Origin of the sequence: Nocardia sp. NPDC049149 (assembly GCF_043197455.1) — a bacterium.
Lineage (GTDB): Bacteria > Actinomycetota > Actinomycetes > Mycobacteriales > Mycobacteriaceae > Nocardia.
This window is the reverse complement of record NZ_JBICTD010000004.1, coordinates 60,883-78,685: the sequence shown is the minus strand read 5'-3', so window position 1 is coordinate 78,685 and position 17,803 is coordinate 60,883. Positions and strand designations below refer to the sequence as shown.

At 64.4% G+C, this 17,803-nt stretch carries 16 protein-coding genes; 7 read left to right on the top strand and 9 right to left on the bottom strand.

The features are described 5' to 3' along the window. Positions 1-3: 3 nt before the first annotated feature. From ACGFNJ_RS16255 to ACGFNJ_RS16240, 4 genes are all read right to left on the bottom strand, one after another. A complete protein-coding gene (locus tag ACGFNJ_RS16255; protein WP_393448014.1) occupies positions 4-624 on the bottom strand; it encodes a hypothetical protein in 621 nt (206 codons plus the stop codon). A gap of 97 nt (positions 625-721) precedes the next feature. Continuing rightward, positions 722-2,638 carry an ArnT family glycosyltransferase gene (locus ACGFNJ_RS16250; RefSeq protein WP_393449982.1) on the bottom strand — a complete coding sequence of 639 codons (1,917 nt, stop codon included), beginning with the start codon at positions 2,636-2,638 and terminating at the stop codon, positions 722-724. Between the two features lie 72 nt (positions 2,639-2,710). Further along, positions 2,711-4,234, bottom strand: a complete 1,524-nt coding sequence (locus tag ACGFNJ_RS16245) for a sensor histidine kinase (RefSeq protein WP_393448012.1) — start codon at positions 4,232-4,234, stop codon at positions 2,711-2,713. Beyond that, positions 4,212-4,916 (bottom strand): response regulator transcription factor, encoded by a 705-nt coding sequence (locus ACGFNJ_RS16240; RefSeq protein ID WP_393449979.1) that lies wholly within the window; start codon positions 4,914-4,916, stop codon positions 4,212-4,214. Before ACGFNJ_RS16240 ends, ACGFNJ_RS16245 begins: the two co-directional genes overlap by 23 nt. A gap of 149 nt (positions 4,917-5,065) precedes the next feature. On the opposite strand from ACGFNJ_RS16240, the gene ACGFNJ_RS16235 reads away from it, so the two are divergent. From ACGFNJ_RS16235 to ACGFNJ_RS16215, 5 genes are all read left to right on the top strand, one after another. Continuing rightward, on the top strand, positions 5,066-5,440 hold the full coding sequence (locus tag ACGFNJ_RS16235) for a hypothetical protein (protein ID WP_393448010.1): 375 nt from the start codon (positions 5,066-5,068) through the stop codon (positions 5,438-5,440). 192 nt (positions 5,441-5,632) lie between these two features. Next, positions 5,633-6,898, top strand: a complete 1,266-nt coding sequence (locus tag ACGFNJ_RS16230) for a lipase family protein (RefSeq protein ID WP_393448008.1) — start codon at positions 5,633-5,635, stop codon at positions 6,896-6,898. Positions 6,899-7,240: 342 nt separating this feature from the next. Continuing rightward, positions 7,241-7,756 (top strand): hypothetical protein, encoded by a 516-nt coding sequence (locus tag ACGFNJ_RS16225; RefSeq protein ID WP_393448006.1) that lies wholly within the window; start codon positions 7,241-7,243, stop codon positions 7,754-7,756. A 647-nt stretch (positions 7,757-8,403) separates the two neighbouring features. After that, positions 8,404-9,423, top strand: a complete 1,020-nt coding sequence (locus tag ACGFNJ_RS16220; RefSeq protein ID WP_393448004.1) for a hypothetical protein — start codon at positions 8,404-8,406, stop codon at positions 9,421-9,423. Between the two features lie 1,102 nt (positions 9,424-10,525). Further along, positions 10,526-10,837, top strand: coding sequence for a hypothetical protein (locus tag ACGFNJ_RS16215; RefSeq protein ID WP_393448002.1), 312 nt, complete (start codon positions 10,526-10,528; stop codon positions 10,835-10,837). A 448-nt stretch (positions 10,838-11,285) separates the two neighbouring features. On the opposite strand, the gene ACGFNJ_RS16210 is transcribed toward ACGFNJ_RS16215, so the two are convergent. Next, positions 11,286-11,594: a DUF3467 domain-containing protein gene (locus ACGFNJ_RS16210; RefSeq protein WP_393448000.1), complete on the bottom strand. Its 309-nt coding sequence runs from the start codon at positions 11,592-11,594 to the stop codon at positions 11,286-11,288. A gap of 71 nt (positions 11,595-11,665) precedes the next feature. Further along, the gene (locus tag ACGFNJ_RS16205) at positions 11,666-12,160 is read right to left on the bottom strand and encodes a hypothetical protein (RefSeq protein WP_393447998.1); all 495 of its coding nucleotides are present in this window, start codon (positions 12,158-12,160) and stop codon (positions 11,666-11,668) included. A gap of 437 nt (positions 12,161-12,597) precedes the next feature. Here ACGFNJ_RS16205 and ACGFNJ_RS16200 point away from each other — a divergent pair, with 437 nt between their 5' ends. Beyond that, entirely contained in the window at positions 12,598-12,744 is a 147-nt protein-coding gene (locus ACGFNJ_RS16200) for a hypothetical protein (RefSeq protein WP_393447996.1), read from the top strand. A 216-nt stretch (positions 12,745-12,960) separates the two neighbouring features. Here the strand turns inward: ACGFNJ_RS16200 and ACGFNJ_RS16195 are convergent, their stop codons facing one another. After that, on the bottom strand, positions 12,961-14,103 hold the full coding sequence (locus ACGFNJ_RS16195) for a N(5)-(carboxyethyl)ornithine synthase (RefSeq protein ID WP_393447994.1): 1,143 nt from the start codon (positions 14,101-14,103) through the stop codon (positions 12,961-12,963). A 99-nt stretch (positions 14,104-14,202) separates the two neighbouring features. Here ACGFNJ_RS16195 and ACGFNJ_RS16190 point away from each other — a divergent pair, with 99 nt between their 5' ends. Continuing rightward, entirely contained in the window at positions 14,203-14,937 is a 735-nt protein-coding gene (locus tag ACGFNJ_RS16190) for a class I SAM-dependent methyltransferase (RefSeq protein ID WP_393447992.1), read from the top strand. Between the two features lie 125 nt (positions 14,938-15,062). Here ACGFNJ_RS16190 and ACGFNJ_RS16185 read toward each other — a convergent pair whose 3' ends face one another. Together ACGFNJ_RS16185 and ACGFNJ_RS16180 are read right to left on the bottom strand one after the other, a co-directional pair. Beyond that, complete coding sequence (locus ACGFNJ_RS16185) at positions 15,063-16,577, bottom strand: cellulase family glycosylhydrolase (RefSeq protein WP_393447990.1); 1,515 nt, start codon at positions 16,575-16,577, stop codon at positions 15,063-15,065. Between the two features lie 183 nt (positions 16,578-16,760). After that, positions 16,761-17,726, bottom strand: a complete 966-nt coding sequence (locus tag ACGFNJ_RS16180; protein ID WP_393447988.1) for an alkaline phosphatase family protein — start codon at positions 17,724-17,726, stop codon at positions 16,761-16,763. Positions 17,727-17,803 lie beyond the last annotated feature (77 nt).

Here is a 17,803-nt window from a genome sequence, read left to right as displayed (position 1 = left end):
GGATCAAGCGCCGCCCAGTCGCGGCTTGTGCAGTTGCGGCTTGGTTCCTGTGACGGGTCGGTCGGTGGTGCTCACCGGTTCGGGCACGACGGTGGTTCGGGCGGCGGCTCTGGCGTCGACCTCGCGGCGGGCGAAGGCGATGTCGCGGGCCGTGCGTACTGACAGGCGGCCGAGGGAGGTGGCGGCGAAGAAGAGGATCAGGGCGCCGAGGCCGTAGAAGAAGGTCAGGTACAGGGCAGCGCGTTTCAGGTCGGTGGTGGCGACCGGGTCGCCGAGGGTGCCGATGTTCAGCAGATCGGTCAGGAACGGTCCGATGATGAACCACAGGCCTGCTGCTGCGGCCAGCCAACCGCCGAAGCCGGCGATGAGGCGGTTGCGACTTGTCAGCATCAGCAAGCCGCCGATGATCGCGGTGACGCCGGGGAGTACCTCCAGCCAACCACGCGCCGATGTCCACACCCAGGAGTCGTCCGGCGTGAACGCGAAATCGAAATAGGGCCCGAGGAACGGGATCAGTGCACCCCAGACCCCTAGCAATAGCACCGCGAGCCCGCCGAGGGCTCCCCGGCTACGCGGGATTCTGAGCGCCGGGCCGCGATCTGCAGAAGCGTTGTCGACGTTCATCAGAGCCTCCATTCATCGAAGTAGCTGCCCTTTACCGCCTACCCCCAGTTCACAGACTTATGCACGAGTTGCATAAAGGAGGCTACTCCCGCTTCGCTCAGAGACTCAGTGGCGAGCTCAGGTCGTAGACGGTGGTGCCGCCAACCGTCGTCGAGGCGAAATGGGTCTGCACCCACGTGGTGATCTGCTGGCCGACTGACTTCGTTCCCCCGCTGTTGTCCGCACCTCCGTCGGGGCTCTGTTCCGGGCCGTCGCCCGTTCGACCGTCGCGTCCTGGGCCGTTACTTTGAATGAAGTAGCGGATGTCGCCGCCCGCCACGTATTGCTGGAATTGCGCCAGCGTGGGTGAGTTGTCCGAGCCGCTGAAACCACCGATCGCCATGACCGATTTTCCGGTGTCCAGTTCGAGGCCGACGGCGCCGTGTGAGCCGACGGTGGCTGCGGCCCAGCGAGAGGTCGTGTCCTGCAACAAGGTTTCCAGGGCAGTGTTGGTGCTTGTGTTATCGCTTGGGCCACCGGGCATCCCCGCACTCGCGCTTGTTGTGCTCGGACCGGAGGTGGGTATCGATCCCGAGTGTGGTTGTGCGGCAGTGTCGATCGCGTAGCCCGCGGTGCCACCGAGGCCGAACAGCAGCCCGGCGGTGACGAGTACGACAGTGAACTTGCGTAGTTGGTGACCACCCGTGATCAGCACCGCGGCAACGGCGAGGGAGCCGATCAGCAACGCCCAGCGCAACCACGGCAGCCAGTCGTGCGTGCGATCCAACAGGATGTAGTTCCAGATACCGGTCACCGCCACCATCGCTCCGAGCACGACCCGGGCCACCAAATACTCCTTGCCGCGCCACAATTCGTACACACTGATCGCCACGACCGCCGCGATCGCCGGGGCCAGCGCCACGGTGTAGTACGGGTGGATGGTGCCGCTCATATAGCTGAATACCAGTCCGGTCGTCAGTAGCCAGACGCCCCACAGCAGCAGTCCGGCGCGAGCGATCCCTGGCCAGCGCGCGTGGTGTCCGGGACGGCTGAACCACAAGCCTGCGACCAGTCCGATCAGCGCTGCGGGCAGCAGCCAGGAGATCTCGGTGCCCATCGAGTCGCCGAACAGTCTGGTGATGCCGGTGCTGCCGCCGAACGCCGCGTTCGCGCCGCCGCCGCCCGGACCACCATTACCTGAGCCGCCGACGATGCGGCCGAGGCCGTTGTAGCCGAGTGCCAGTTCCCAGAGGCTGTTGTTCGTCGAGCCGCCGATATAGGGCCGCGACACCGCGGGCCACAGGCTGACGAGGGCGACAAGCCAACCGCCGGAGATCACCATGGCGAGGCAGGCGACCAGCAGCTTGCCTATCCGTTTCCAGAAGCTGCCAGGTGCGGCGACCAGGAACACCAATCCGAAGGCGGGAAGCACGAGGAACGCTTGCAGCAGTTTGGTGAGGAAGGCGAATCCGACTGCCGTCCCGGCCAATACGAGCCAGCCGGTGCTGCCGGATGCGGTGGCACGCACCATGCAGTACGCACCGGCGACCAGCAGTAACACCAATAGAGCGTCCGGGTTGTCGAACCGGAACATCAGCGCCGCAACAGGAGTCAACGCGAGGACGGCGCCGGCGAGCAGCCCTGCCCCATGTCCGCTCCACCGTTTCACCGCGCTGTACAGCAGTGCGACGGACCCAACGCCCATCAGCGCCTGCGGGACCAGCAACGACCACGAGCTGAACCCGAACAGCCTGCCGGACAACGCCATCACCCAGATGGCGGCCGGTGGCTTGTCGACGGTGATCGCGTTCCCCGCGTCCAGCGAACCGAACAGCAACGCCTTCCAACTCTGGGTGCCTGCTTGCACAGCGGCGGCGTAGAAGTCGTTGGCCCAACCGGAGGCGCCCAAACCCCACAGATACAGCACCGCGGTGCCGATCAGCAGCGCCGCCACGCTCGGTCGAGCCCAGCGCGGCGCGCGGGACACCGGACAGCTCGGCCATTCGGCGTCCGGCGGGCGGGCGGCAGTTGTCATACCGTCGATCGGGGCGGCAGTTGTCATACGTTCGATGGTTATGTGGCCGACTATGCGTGCCGTTGGCCCACGCTATGAGGCAGCTGTGTGCGTTGGCAGTCGCACGGTGAACTCGGTGTGGCCTGGAACGCTGTGCACCTCGATGGTTCCGCCGTGCGCCTTGACCACCGCGGCCACGATGGCGAGCCCGAGCCCGGTGCTGCCCGTTCGCCGCGACCGGGACGAGTCGCCGCGAGCGAACCGTTCGAAGATCTCCGGCTGCAGCCCGGCAGGAATGCCGGGGCCGTCGTCGATCACCCGCCAAACCGCTCCGCCTGATGAATCGGCCTTCAGTGCGGTGGTCACGGATGTGCCTGGGCCGGTGTGGATTCGAGCATTGGCGAGCAGATTGCTCAGCACCTGATGCAGTCTCGCTGCGTCACCGGTCACCACCACAGGGTCAGCGGGCAGATCGAGGTTCCATCGGTGGTCGGGGCCCGCCGCGTGCGCATCGCTCACCGCGTCAACGGTCGACCTCGACAGGTCGACCGGTTGCTGTTCCAGCGACCGGCCCGAGTCCAGGCGGGCAAGCAACAGCATGTCCTCGAGCAGGTGCGTCATCCGGCCGGTCTCCGATTCGACCCGGCCGAGCGCGTGCGCCACGACCGCGGGAACCTCGTCCCGGTTCCGTTGTGCGAGTTCGGCATAACCACGGATGGCGGTGAGCGGCGTGCGCAACTCGTGACTGGCGTCGGCGAGGAACTGGCGGACCCTGGTCTCGCTGGCTTGTCGCGCGGCCAGCGCATCGGTGATGTGATCGAGCATCCGGTTGAGCGCCGAACCCAATCGACCGACCTCGGTGCGCGGGCTGGCATCCGCGGCCGGAACCCGAACCGGCAGTGTCACTTCGCCGCGATCCAGCCGCAGATCGGCGACCCGGTCCGCGGTGTCTGCGACCCGGTTCAGCGGCGTGAGCGCGCGATGGACGATCAGCATGCCCGCCGAGGCCGCCGCGACCAGGGCAACCACCGTGACGGCCACCAAGACCAGCGCCAGCCGAATCAGCGTGGCCTCCACGTCCGCCAACGGCATTCCGATGACGATGATCTCGCCCGACTGGTCGTACTCGGCGATCATGCGGTAGCTGCCCATGCCGCCGATGGTGCGGGTCGCCGGGTTCGCACCAACTGGTACCGCCGTCATCGCCGCACTCGCAGTGTCGGACAACGGCTCTCGGGAGGAGCTGGAGTTCAGTTCGCCGCCAGTGATGACCCGGCCGCTTTCGACGACCGCGCCGATAGTGCCGATAGGCTGGCCCGGCCTCCCGAGGAACTCGGGTCCCGGTCCGGTCACCGGGCCCATCGGTGGATCTCCCGGGGGCGGACCGGGGTCGTGCGTGAAGTCGTGTGCCGTCCGCTGTATGACATCGGTCAACTGGCTGTCCAGTCGGCTGGTCAGAAACTGTTGCAACGCAAGCTCGGTCGCGACGCCGATGCCCGCACAGACCACCGCGAGCAGCATCACCTGACCTACCAGCAGCCGTGCCCGCAGCGACCACGGCCGCCGCAACCAGCTCCGGCCCGGCGATCCCTTGTCAGAGCGTGGGTTTGAGCACATAGCCCGCGCCGCGCAGGGTGTGGATCATGGGTTCGCGTCCGCTGTCGATCTTCTTGCGCAGATACGAAATGTAGAGTTCGACGATGTTGGAGCGGCCGCCGAAGTCGTAGCGCCACACTCGATCCAGGATTTGTGCCTTGCTCAACACCCGCTTGGGGTTGCGCATGAAATATCGGAGCAGCTCGAACTCGGTCGAGGTCAACATGATCGGCTCCCCCGCGCGCGAAACCTCGTGGCTGTCCTCGTCGAGCACCAAGTCGCCGACCACGACCCTGGCGCCGTCGGTTTCGGTGGTGACCCCGGTGCGCCGCAGCAGCGCGCGCAACCGCAGGATCACCTCTTCGATGCTGAACGGCTTGGTGACGTAGTCGTCGCCGCCCGCGGTGAATCCCGCGATGCGGTCCTCCACCGAATCCTTTGCGGTCAAGAGCAATACGGGCAGGTGCGGAATCTGCGCACGGAGTCGGCCGAGCACCTCGAGCCCGGTCGTGTCCGGCAGCATGACATCCAGCACCACCACATCCGGCCGGACTTCGCGCGCCGCGACCACCGCGCCTGCGCCGTCGCCCGCCGTCGTGACCGACCACCCCTCGTAGCGCAACGCCATCGACACCATCTCGGCCAGCACCGCCTCGTCGTCGACGACAAGCACGGTGACGGGAGCGCCGTCGGCGCGGCGCAGCACGACACGTTCCACCGGGAGACCGGCATTTCCAGCGCTGAGGGTGGACATCTGCACATCGTGTGCGAGCGAGCTCGGGCGTGACTGTGCCGTAGCTATGCATTCGCTGTGAGCCGCCTGTCGGGGTGACCGCTTATCCGATGCACAGCATGGACAAAGTCGCTACCCATCCGCCGACGTTTGACTACATCCCAGGTCACACCGAGTACGTGACCTACCGGGCACAGCCCGGCTCGCGAACGAAAGGCCCCGACCAGATGACAACGAAGAACACCGCACGCAGACGGATAGCCGTCAAGGTCGCCGTCGCAGGCACGCTGCTTGCCGTTCCGACGGCACTCGTGGCAGCGCCCGCGCTCGCCGCGGCCCCCGCCAACGACCAGGCCGTGCTGCAGCTCACGCATGGCCCGCAGCCGGGCCCGGATCAGCGTCCCGGCCCCGATCAGCACCCCGGCCCCGGTCCGCAGCCCGGCCCTGGCCCGCAGCCCGGCCCGTTCCCGCTGCCTCCCACCGGTAGCGCATAGCCAGACCTCGCGAGATGGCCCCTCGCCGCACCGCCGAGGGGCCATCTCGGAGGTGCCCGTCCCCTGCCGCCCGAGAGACCATCTCGGAGGTGCTCGGCCCGCGGATGTCGGCGCGTTTGCGGTCCGCTGCCGACTCGGCGGGCTATCCTCCGTCCGGTCGAGCGTTTCCCTTCGGAGTGAAACGAGTTGCCTATGGCAGGCAGGATTCGACGAACAGTCGCGATGTCGGCCTGGTTGTCAGCCCTGGTCCTCGTGGGCAGCGCGGCCAACCTGCCGACCGTTGCGGTCGCCGACGATTTCGCGACCTCACCGACGGCAATGTCGCCGGGCGACATCCTCACCAGTGAGCCGCTACCGATGGCACTGTCGGTACCGGTCGATCCCGGCCCCTTTCCGGCCAGCGCGCAGCGAATCGTCTATCGCACGACCGACGCCAAGGGTGCGCCGGCCACCGCGATCGCCACGGTGCTCAGCCCGATTCTCCCGTGGCGCGGCGTCGGCGAGCGGCCGCTGGTGAGCTTCGCGGTCGGCACCCACGGGATCGCACCCCATTGCCGCACTTCGGAATTGATGCAACGCGTGCTGACCCACCACCCGCCGTTCGATGTTTCCACCGAATACGAGGCGGTGTTCCTCGGCGCGATGCTGATGCATGGCATCGCGGTAGTGGTCACCGATTACCTACCCAGCACCTATCTCATCACGGCCGCCGAAGGACACGCCGTCATTGACGCGGCGCGGGCCGCACAGCGGCTGCCGGGCACCGGTATTCCCGCGCGCGGGCCGATCGCGTTCTGGGGTTACTCACAGGGCGGGCACGCGGTAGGCGCCGCCGCCGAGCTGGTCGAGTCCTATGCACCTGAACTCGATCTCAAAGGCTCCTACGTCGGTGCACCACCGGTATCGCATCTGAACCTGTTCAGGTACGCCGAGGGCGGGATGTCGCTGGGTGCGGGCGGCTTCTTCTTGAAGTCGCTGATCAGCTCCTATCCAGAGCTGGCCGCCGCAGTCGACGAGATGCTCAACGACAAAGGCAGGCAGTTCCTGGAAACGACTGCCGCCCAATGCGTCGGCGGGGCGATGCTGAGTTACGGCTTCCAGCCGTCCGATTCGCTCACGAAGGACGGCCGATCGATGGCGCAGGTGCTCGAAGCCGACCCGCGGACGGCTCGAGTGCTCGAAGACATGATGCTCGGCCGCACCAGACCCACTGCGCCGGTGCTGCTTTCGACCGGGAGCAACGACGATCTGGTGCCCCCGACGGACCCTAGACAGCTCGCACGTACCTGGTGCGACCAAGGAGCCACGGTGGAACTGGTCGACCTTGCACTCCCAATGCTGTTGCCCGGCACCATCATCGGACACACTGTCAACTCGCCGATCGTCGGACTCACCGAAGCCCAGGATTGGCTCAACGACCGATTCAACGGCATCCCCGCACCTTCCACCTGCCACTGAGCAGTTCCCGTGGCTGCTACTCAACCGCCGCCGCGCCGACATACGATCCGCCACGCGACCGTATCGGCACGCCTGGCTTTGTCCGCTATCTGTGGAATCTGACCCACTTTCCGTGACGAAAGTTGTTGTGCCAGCGCTGCGTGTGTTCGGTGTCATCGTTGTGCGGCGGTGAGGAGGACACGTTTGCGTAGTAGGGGAAGATCTGCTCTGCCGAACATTTGCCGTTTGATCATTTTGATGTTTCTGTGGAATCCGAACTGTCAAGTGCCGCCGGGGATCCGGCGGCTTCGAATATGCGCTGGACGGTTGGGCCGCAGGCCGGGAGACTCAGCTGCTGTGGACATGATGGGGATCTCTGGTTTCGAGCCGTCCTTCCTGGTCGGGATCGAGGCGGTTCGGCAGGCGCACGGATCACGTCTGGCGACCCTCACTGGCAGGCCACTGACGGGGTTCGCCCTGGTGCGCTTCGTCGAGAACGGAGACTGGTTCGCTGACTGCCCGGTAGTGCTGGACTTCGACGGCGTCCAGGTGGAGGTTTGCCACTGGAAGCTCGACGAGCTCTCGATCGGCTGGGACACGATCGACATCGCGGTGACCATCACCGGGTGGGAGTGGTTCGAGCTCACGCCCGAGTGGTCTCGTACCGATGAACGCCTCGAACCGTTCGTCGGTCAGGAACTGCGCGAGGTCGCGCTGCTCGAGTGGCGGCCGGCCAGCTATGACCTGGCAGCTGGAACAGTGGCGGTGGAGTTCGCCTTCGCTGGGGACTGTCTGCGGATCGTCAATGGTCTCGACGAGAACCGCATCGAGGTCGGCGCGGCCCACCCGGATTACATCCGACACCGGCTGGGTCGCTGAGCGCTACTGCTCTGTCGAATGCTGCTCGATCTCAATGACAGGCAGCGGGTGGCATGGGCCGAGGCACCGATCTGCCGGGAGTCGTTTCGCCAGCCGCGGTACCAAACCCCGCTGGGTGCCACCCGCGCGTCGGCCCGGCGTATACCGGCCACGGCCCACCGGATTGGATTCCCGCAGACCTTCTTCCATCGTGATCAGGTCTGAAGCCCGCGGCCCCTGCGAGTACCCACGCCGCAGCCCCATCGCAGCGAGCAAAGGTACGTGCCGCCCTATTGATCCGAGCCAGATTTCGGACAGTCGACCAACGAGCGCCCAGCGGCTAGTACAGGATTTCTATGAGCCAGGCGGCCATCGCCACAACACGACACCCGGCGGGGGCACTGCTATAGCCTGTGCGCATGGAGGTCCCGAATCCTGGGGGAAAGAGGTCGTCCAGCTCTGACGAGGGCGGGGTCAACTCCTCTGACGCTCAGGACGAGTGGCCGACGCTTTGCGGTAGAGATATGCACCATCGGCCACAGATCGCGCTGTGGTTATCAGTGATCGCGTCGGCGATCGTGGTGTCGATGGTCTTCGTCGTCGGATACGGAGTTCGACGCACGCCGCCGGAACCACCGATTGGATCACCGCCGGGAGGGCCGGGCTGCTTGTCGATTGCTTCGCCGCGCGGAATAGCGGGCCTGGACAAGCCTTTCGAATTCACCGCGACAGTAGTCCGCGACTCGTGTGAGCTTGTCTCGACGAAGTCCAGGCAACCGATGCGACTCGGCAGTGTGCCGGTCGGCAGTTTGATGGAGGTGAAACTGACCTCACGGCAAGAACTTTCGATCCGTGAACGAGGATCGCTGATCAAGCCGTTCTCCGACAGCGGACGTGCGAGCTGGTCATGGGAGTTGCGGACGAAACTCGCCGGCTCGTATCAGGTAGCACTGGTGGTCATCGTTCATGACAAAGACACCAGGGAAGTCGTAGACGAGAGTGAACCGCTGTACATCCCGGTCGACGTCGCGCCGTCTACCAGGCAATTCGTGGCCGAACAGGTGAAGTCCGGCACATCGTTCCTCGATTCCGTACCTGCCGTGCTCGCCGGATCGACAGCGCTGCTGGCGATCGTCAGCGCGCTGGGGCTCACGGTGTTCGGACGGAAGCGATCGTCGGATACCGAGCCGGAGCACATTGAACCAGGCCCGGCTGGACCAGGCACCAGCGACAGTGACCAGGGATCCACCGAGCCCGATGTTGCACCCCCCGAGCCAGGGGATCTTCCACCCGCCACGGCAGCCCCGATGCCGTTCGATACGCAGGTGACCGACTCGGTGTCCGAGGCGAGGGTGGCCGGGCAGCTGGTGTGGCGGTCATGGACGTGTCCCGGAGAACAGGCGGTCGATGTCACCGGCCGCATCGCCGAATTCAACTGGCGTACGCCCACCGACACCGGAAACGCGTTCGTGAAGTTCGTCGCCTACAGTGGGAATCAGGCCGTTGACGAACAGGTCCGGCGGGTGGGTCCGGGCAACAGTCTTGCGTCGTTCCAGTTCGACCTGGGCGGCGGCGTAGGTGCCGATGTCGAAATCACGAGCGTGACTGTCCAAGTCGGCCTGTATCCGGACCAGCCGATAGCTGGGCCGACCGAGACGTTCTGCCCGAGCAGCTCACGCCCGGAATGAATCAATCCCGCTGCCGTGGCGCAGCGGTCTTCGGCATGATCGGATTTCTCCGAGCATTCGACCGACCGCTTGATCACCCGTCTACCGAACGCACGCACATCGGCAGCAGCGCGCGTCCACGTGGATGCGCGCTGCTCGGCAGTAGCGGACGTCCCCTTGGCCGAGTTGACGTCCACCCGTTGACCTTTCGAGAGCTCCGCGCGGACCGCGCGATAGGCGGCATGTGCGCGCGTCCATGCCAGGCCGCGCGTTATGCGCACAAGCGGACCTTTCCGAACGCAGCGCGAGCCAAAACAACCGCCATGACATGGTCCCGCGCACGGATCGTGGTGGTGCGCACAAGTTCGCCCCATGACTTGTGCGCATCGGTACAGAATCTGCGCGGGATCGAACCCACAGACTTCGCATAGGGCAGGAGTGGTCGCTGTGGCACACGGTAATCGGCCATTACCGCTCACTCCCGCTGACTGAAGCCAGACCGATTAAGCACGGGCACCTGACGTGAACGCTGTGGTGGTGATGAAACCCCACGCGCCGCGCCCACGTGAGCACTGTGACCGGCCGCGCGCCGCAGTCCCTCACGATGCGCGCGAACACCCTCCGATCGGAACGTCCGCCACACTCACCGCAGCATGTGCGCTCACTCCACGAGATCGCTTGTCGGCCAACGATTGGATAATCCTCGGCGTCGCTACGCAAAATGCCGCGAACATCCGGCCCATGGTCACAGCACTCGGTTGCCCTACTTGATCTCAGTTCAGCATCGACCAGCTTCAGCTAATGTTTAGCAAACTATCATTGAGGGGGCGGATCGGTACACCGGGACAGTCATAAGGAGACGGTGATGGGCATAGACCGTAGGAATATCCAGAGATCACTACTCGGGTACCTGGTTGCTGCCGGAGTCGCCGCCCTGATCTCAACTGCGCCCGCCGGTCCCGCGGCCGCCGATGCGGACTACGGTGGCGGCTGCACTCTATTCGAAGGCAATCGATCAGCAACAATAGACTCGCTACGTTTCCGATGCACGCCCGAGCAACAGGAGTCGATCTTCCGCGAGGCCCGGCGAGGTGATGTGCCGGTCGGCGTCACACAGGGCTGGGTGATCAGCCCGCGGGAGATGCAGTCGTGGGCGTCGGCGATATGGCTCGGTAAGTCGTTCCACACCGGCCCCGACGGCGGGTTTCTGCTGAATCGGGTCGGTCCCGCCGGCAACGAAGCCTGGCCCGCCAATGTCTACTCGGGTTCGTCGGTACTGGATGGACAGTCGGCGTGGGAGATCGACTATGCCCCCTCACCGACCCCTCAGCTGTTGGACGAGATTCGTGAGGTCACACCCGGCGTGTGGTTCGGCTACTGCTGGTCACGTGGCCCAGGCCGACCGCAGTACCAGCTGACGTTCGCTTTGGCATGAACGACCCTGGCCGAGCTGAACAGCCGCGTCCGGTCTCGGCCGAGTGAGCCGTAGCCGTTCACTCCCGGTCAATCTCACAGAATGCTGAATCTCGATCGCTTTCCGATGCTGGGCAATAAGATCGGTGCAAGTAGGCCAGCGCCCACCGCGCGGTAACGACCCGCTGGTAGTCGGCCAAAGGTTCGCCCATGCCGACGCTTTTCAACATGTGGATCTGCATGTTTACCGAATCGCCCGCGCTGAATTCGCTGTCAGCGAGCAGATCCAGGAGCCGGTGGCGCATCGGTCCCCGTACCGTTCTCGGCTTTCGGGGCGGATATTGCGATCAGGTATCGGCGGCCACTGATCCGATCGGGTCGATAATGTACGGCAGGATCGGTCACCACGATCCGGTCATCCGGACTTCCCAACATCCTGATGCCACTGGAAACGAGCATCAACTACTCCTCTATTCTCCTAGGTGGACGATAGCGCCGAATTGTTTCTCGTAGTTGCTCATGCTGTCGTTCAAGGTCTGCATCAGGCGGAAGATCATCGCCGTCGGGAATTTCACTCGCGACACCACTTGAACCGGTTGACGCACAACGGGATTGCCACCCTCGTCGACACCAGGGTCGGTCGGCAGATATATGACGAAATCGATGGTGAAATCCGTGCGGTTGTACCAGCACGTGAAACCGTTGGCATACACGCCAGCACTCATCGCCTCAGGCACGATCACCTCGACGTTCACAGGAGATGGAGTCGCATCGCTCATCCGCACGCCTCTCACCGGCAACCCAAAGGATCACAACGGGGCTGATCCTTTGGGTTCGCCACATTCAGTGACTAGCGAACGGATTGACGCGTCTGCTGCCGAAGCTGACGCAGCTGCATCTCCCATTGACTGGACCGGTCCTGAGCACGAGTGGCCTGGTCCTCCGCTTGCTGCGCCAACTGGCTCGCCTGGTCGGCCTGGTCCTGAGCGGACTGCGCCCGCTGCTCCGACTGTCCGGCTTCGTTCTGCGCCTGCTGGGCCTGATTCTGCGCCCGGTCAGCTTCGTTCTGCGCCTGCTGGGCCTGATTCTGCGCCTGGATAGCCTGCTGGCGAGCCTGCTGAGCCTGCTGACTGGCCTGGTTGGCCTCGCTGTGCGCCGTGTGCGCCTGGTGCTGAACCTGACGTGCCTGTTGCTGCGCCTGCCGAGCAAGACTCTGCGCCTGCTGAGCAGACTGGCGCGCGCTCTGCGCATCCTGCCGCGCCTCATCGACACGCATCTGGAGAATGTCCATATCCCGGAGGCTCGGAACATCCTCGCGCGTTGTCTCGGTGGTTTCTTGTGCCATAACAACTCCTTGCGTCGGTTGTGTGGAACACAAACAATCGTCACCCTTGCGTGAGCTGGATGCAATGCGTTGGCAACATGATTGAAACAATTCAATAAGGTGCCCAGCTCACCAAAACTGTGCTGGCGCAAGGCTTGTCGAGCCTGGCGGGCGCAGCACAACATCGGCAGACCCGACCGGCCTCGCATGTTCCGATAATGTGGCGTCCGGCGATCCGGGCAGCGAATATGCAGATACCCGGAGGCCGCAACTGAAATAGAAAAACGACCCAAGCATCGTCGACCGAAAATTTTCCGGCGATGGGAAGCCGGCCGCGTCGGGGCGACGACGGCTGATCGCTAATCCTGCTGTTGCTCTTGATCTTTGACGACTGTCACGTTCCCAGGCCATCAAACATTGGATTATCAAATATTCAATGTTTTGACCACGGAACGATCATGAAAGCGAGCGCGCAGGCGACTCCGGAAATGCCATACTGCCGAACCGATATCAGCGTGCACGAATCACTGCCGTTGTACACCGCGGTGTCCGGCAAAGCGTTCTGGGCACAGGCAGCCGAACACCTCCGCCGAGCGAACGCCTGACATCCCGACCACCAGCCACCCGACCATCGGTGAGGTAAGAGACAACTGCTCAACGCGCTCAACTCGCCTACTTACCGCGCGCTCCTGCCGAGTCACGGAGGCTCGGCAGCTGAGGTCTTCAACTACCGTGCCGTCGGCATTGGTGAACATCTCCGAACCGGGCACGGCTGGCGGCACGCGGCCAGAATTCGCGAACAACTACGTCTGAGGAAACGGTCACGCGACCGCGTACGGGAAGGCCGCGGCGCGGTGCTGGAAGGAAAGGATGCGCAGGTTCTGCACGCGGCCCTCACGAATCTCGATGGCACGGCGGATGGTGGCGTTGCCGTCCCAGGCGTCGGGCCCGGCCATCACGATCGGCAGGTATTCCAGCAGCGCTTCGGAGTTCTCCCAGGTGGCGGAGTTCCAGAGGTAGGAAGGGCTGTGGTCGACGCTGTAGTAGTGCAGGTCTTCGCCGACGGTGAACATCGGGTCGGCGAACGATGTCGGGCGGGCCCATTCGAAGCCCATCCCCTCGTCGCAGGAGACGTCGATGAACAACATGCCGCGCGCGAACAGTGGTAGGTCCTCGTTGTTGACGAACATCAGCGGCTGCTCGGTGTCCTGCAGGATGCAGTTCACGACAATGTCGTACTGGGCAAGCATTTCCGCGAGCGGTCCCGGTTCCGGCGCTTTGAGGGCCAAGGTGCGACTGGGGTTGGCGGGGTCACGCTCGAAATGCTGCATCCGCACCGACGCGAACGGCGAGGCGACCGCGGACACGCTGCGCTGCGTGAGCACCGTGACGTCACTGATGCCGAGGGCGGACAGCGCACGAACGGCGCCACGGGCGGTCGCACCGAAGCTGATCACCGCGGCCCGCATTCGCCGCCCGTAATCCCCTGCGGATCCGCGCAATTGCAGCGCGTGCAGGACCGAGCAGTAGCCGGCCAGCTCGTTGTTCTTATGGAAGACGTGGACGCTGAAGTTGCCCTCTTTCGTCCAGTGGTTCATCGCTTCCCACGCGATCAGCGTCAGACCGCGGTCGATGGCCAGCTGCGTCATCCGCTCGTCCTGCACGCAGTGCGGCCACCCCCACACCACCTGCCCAGGACGCAGATTCTCCAGGTCTTCGGGCAGCGGCTTGGGCAACAGCAGCACGTCGCACTCGGCGAAGAGCTCCGCACGCGAGCGATGGCCGCCGATCAGCGGCGCCAAGTGCGCATCGGTGTACCCGAACCTGTCACCGTAACCATGCTCGAGGAAAACACGGTTGCGCAGCGTCGGATCTATTCGATCGAAATGTGCGGGGTGGATCGCCAGTCGGTGCTCGTCCTCTTTGCGGGAGGTCGCGACTACACCGATGGTCAGTTGCTTCACTGTCTGAGCCTACGCGTCTTTCGACGACCGCAAGGACTGGCCGAAGATTGCCGAAGATTAGCCTTGCCGCCGGGGCATCCGCCGCGCCATGGTTGAAGCATGAGTGAATCCGATACCCGTTCCAGCACAGATGATTTCGACTTCGACACGGCATACCGCGAGGACAGCCCGTTCGGCGCGCGAGCACCATGGGACATCGACGGGCCGCAACCCGCCTACGTTGCGCTCGAACATGCGGCGGCAATCACCGGCGATGTGCTCGATTGTGGTTGCGGCAGCGGCGAAAACGCGCTCTTCCTCGCAGGGAAGGGCTACACGGTGACCGGCGTCGACCTCGCACCGACGGCCATCTCGATCGCGCAGACGAAGGCGCGCGAACGCGGACTCACCGCGACCTTCGCCACCGCCGACGCCCTCGAACTCGCCGACTACCATGAGCAATTCGACACCGTCATCGATTCCGCCCTGGCGCACTTGTTCGATCCCGACCAACTCGTCCGGTATGCCGCAGCGCTACACCGCGCCTGCCGCACGGATGCCACGGTGCACATCCTGGGTATCAGCGACCGTGCCTTCGCCTTCCTCCGGAACGAGCAGCCAGCATTGGGCGAGCAGCTCGAGAACCAACTCCCCAGTGACACGCTGAAACTCGAGGAGATGCTGCCCTCGCTGACGGCAGACCACCTGCGCAACGGCTTCGCAGTGGGGTGGTCGGCGGAGTCCGTCACCGAAACCACCCTGCGCACAGTCATGCCGTTCCAGACCGACCCGATCGACCTTCCCGCCTGGCTCGGACGCTTCAGGCGGCTTCCTTCGAATACCGAACCACGGTAACCCAAGGCCAAACGAGCGCGCCGGAGCTGCCGTTCCGATCGTAATCCGGTACCAGATAAGCACATTCGGCATGTTTGCACTCGATGCCGACATGCCGCCTGTGCCACTCTTCGGCTACCGACGACTCAGCAACCGGATTGGGCAGGACCCTCGCCGGGTTCGACGACGACCGAGATCTGCGCGGCTCCGGGACAGGACGCCACCAGCAAGTCGGACGTGCTCGCCGCCGAAACCGCACGACCACCGAGGATTTGCACGTGATACCCGCCGGGATACGAACGGGGCGGCGTGGCGATCACGGTCGTCGCGCCATCCGGGAATCGGCCACCGCGATCGGCTCGGCCGGTGTCCCATCGATAGTTGAATTTGCGTGTGTCGATGTCGTAGTGCCATTCGATCGGCGTGCCCGCGGTCAGTTTCGGATAGGGGCGCACCAGCGCGTCGAGGTTCGATTCGCGCACGTTGCCCGGGGTGCGCGGCTGGTGTGCATCCACCACGATGGCCTGGTCATTCGGATCTTTCGCCACCGTCGCAGGATCGCCGCCGAGGTAGGTCCAGTTGAACCAGCCGAGCCGGCCTTGATCGAACAGATCCACATTCTCGACAAGGGCCGTCCGGTCACCTGTCGCGCCGAATTCAGTGACCACAGGCGGGATCTGCACGGCATCGGTGTACACCTCGGCCTGACTGACGCCCGCCTTCCATTGCGGATCGCAGCCTGCGCTGCCGCCGCCCTGCAATGCCTGGACCACGCAGTACACGTTGAAGCCGTATGCGGTGTTCGGTCCGGGCGGCACACCGAGGTCTGCGCTGGTGCCGTAATTCGTGGTGATCACGCCCGAGAACCAGATAGGCGTGCTGGGATCGCTGTCCCGGATGGCGGCGTTGACATTGTGATTGAACGCCTGGAGTTGACCGATCGCCACCGGCGGGCACGCGTTGGCCAGACATGGCAGAAAGGACGCTCCGGCCGGCGGTTGATTGAGCGGTCCATATCCGATGACTCCTGGCGTATCCCGAAAGTACGCGGCCGTGTGCCGCCACATATCCAGAAACCTGGTCTGGATGCCGATACCGCCCGGCCCCGGTGCGTTGGCGAAGAAATTGGTGGTGGCCGCCCAAAAGCCCGGATTGGCCAGGTTCGCGGCGACCAAGTCGTGGAAAGTGTCCGGCATTCCGTTATCGATGGTGGCCCACAGTGGTGCGCCTTCGCCGCCGTACTTACTCGACCAGAGGTCCTGATGGAACTCGATTTCGGTGCCGATTCCGTGGTCGTACAGCACACGTACGGTCTGCGCGATATCGGCGAGATAGCTGTCGTCGTACTGCCCGGGCTCCGGTTCCACGGCAGCCCAGATGATGGGCATCCGTACCGCATTGAAACCCTCCGCGGCGAGCAGCTCGGCGTCCGGCTCGCCGAAACCTTCCGCCGATGGAGTGTATGGCGGGCGCTTGTTCGCCACATTTTCGCCGTGCAGGATCACGACGCGCCCAGTCGAGTCGGTGAACCATTTTCCTGCCGTCTGCATCGGCAGGCTGACGGTCGCGTCCGCGACGGCCGGGGCGTTCGACGAAGCTATCAAAAGGGCGGCTGCGAGAGTGCCGAACCCGACCGCGCGTGCAACACGACGAAGCAGCATGGCAAACAAAATAACATCAATACTTCGACGCTAAGAAGATTCAGCACTCCGTAGCATAACGAGTCAATTCTGGGCGTCTGATATTTGCGTCGAACCGAATTACCCGCGTTCTACGAGCATCGATCTCGAACTCAGGTCGCGCTCGCCCACCGACGAGCGCGAATCCTGAGCCGGGAGTGCTGATCAGTCGGTGAGCGACTCGCCGGAGAGATCCTCGGGGGCCGCACTGACGAGACGGCCGATCATGGACTTGCCGTCGAGGTTGTCCGCGGGTGGCGCACCGAACAATTGCAGCACGGTCGGGACGATGTCGACGAAGGTGTATGCGCCGCCGGTCGGGCCTGCCTTGAAGTCGGGGCCGCGGGCGATCAGGAAGCTCGACGTCTCCGCATCGGACTGCCCGCCGTGACCGCCGAGGGTGCGGTGGCCGTGATCGGTGGTGACCATGATCGTCCACTTCTCGTTCGGCTTGCTTGCGGCTCGCTTGTCCACTGCGGCAACGATTTTGCCGACCTCGACGTCGACCCGCCGGATCGCGTCGGCGTACTTCTGACAGACGCGCCCGCATTCGTGGCCGGCTTCGTCCACCTGATCGAGATGAGTGAACAGGAAGTCGGTGCCCTTGCCGATGGCGGCCACTGCCGCATCGGCGGTCGCCGTGTCGGTCTTGGATTCGTTGCTGTCCCCCGGGACCGGCGGGGTGGTGACGACCACGTCGGCGTGCGGGTTGCCACTGCCCGCGATGGTCGCGATCTTGCTCCAGGTCGCGATGGCGGCGGTATTCAGTTGCGGCTGAGCCTTTTCCAGGCGCGTGAACACGCTCGGCCACTTGGTGAACGGCGTCTCGTCGAAGTTGTTGTCCTTGACGCCGTGCTTGGTGTCCCATACGCCGGTGAGCACACTGGACCAGGAGGGGCCGGAGATGGTGGTGTGCGGGCGAATCGAATACTGCGACAGCGCGCCGTCGGCGCTGAGCTTCTTCAGGTTGGGGACGTTGGTTTCTTTGATTTTCGCGTACATGGTGCCGTCGAGCCCGATGACGACGACCTTGTTCACCGAGGCATCGGCCTGTGCGACGGGGCCGAGCGCGGTGGTGGCGATGAGTGAAGCGGCCACGGCAACAACGGCTTTCGATAGCGACTTGCTCATGGAGTTCATGGTCTAGACCATCGCAAGCAGGTGGACGGACGTCCAGCCCGCCGCGCCACCGTTCACTGAGTCTTCAT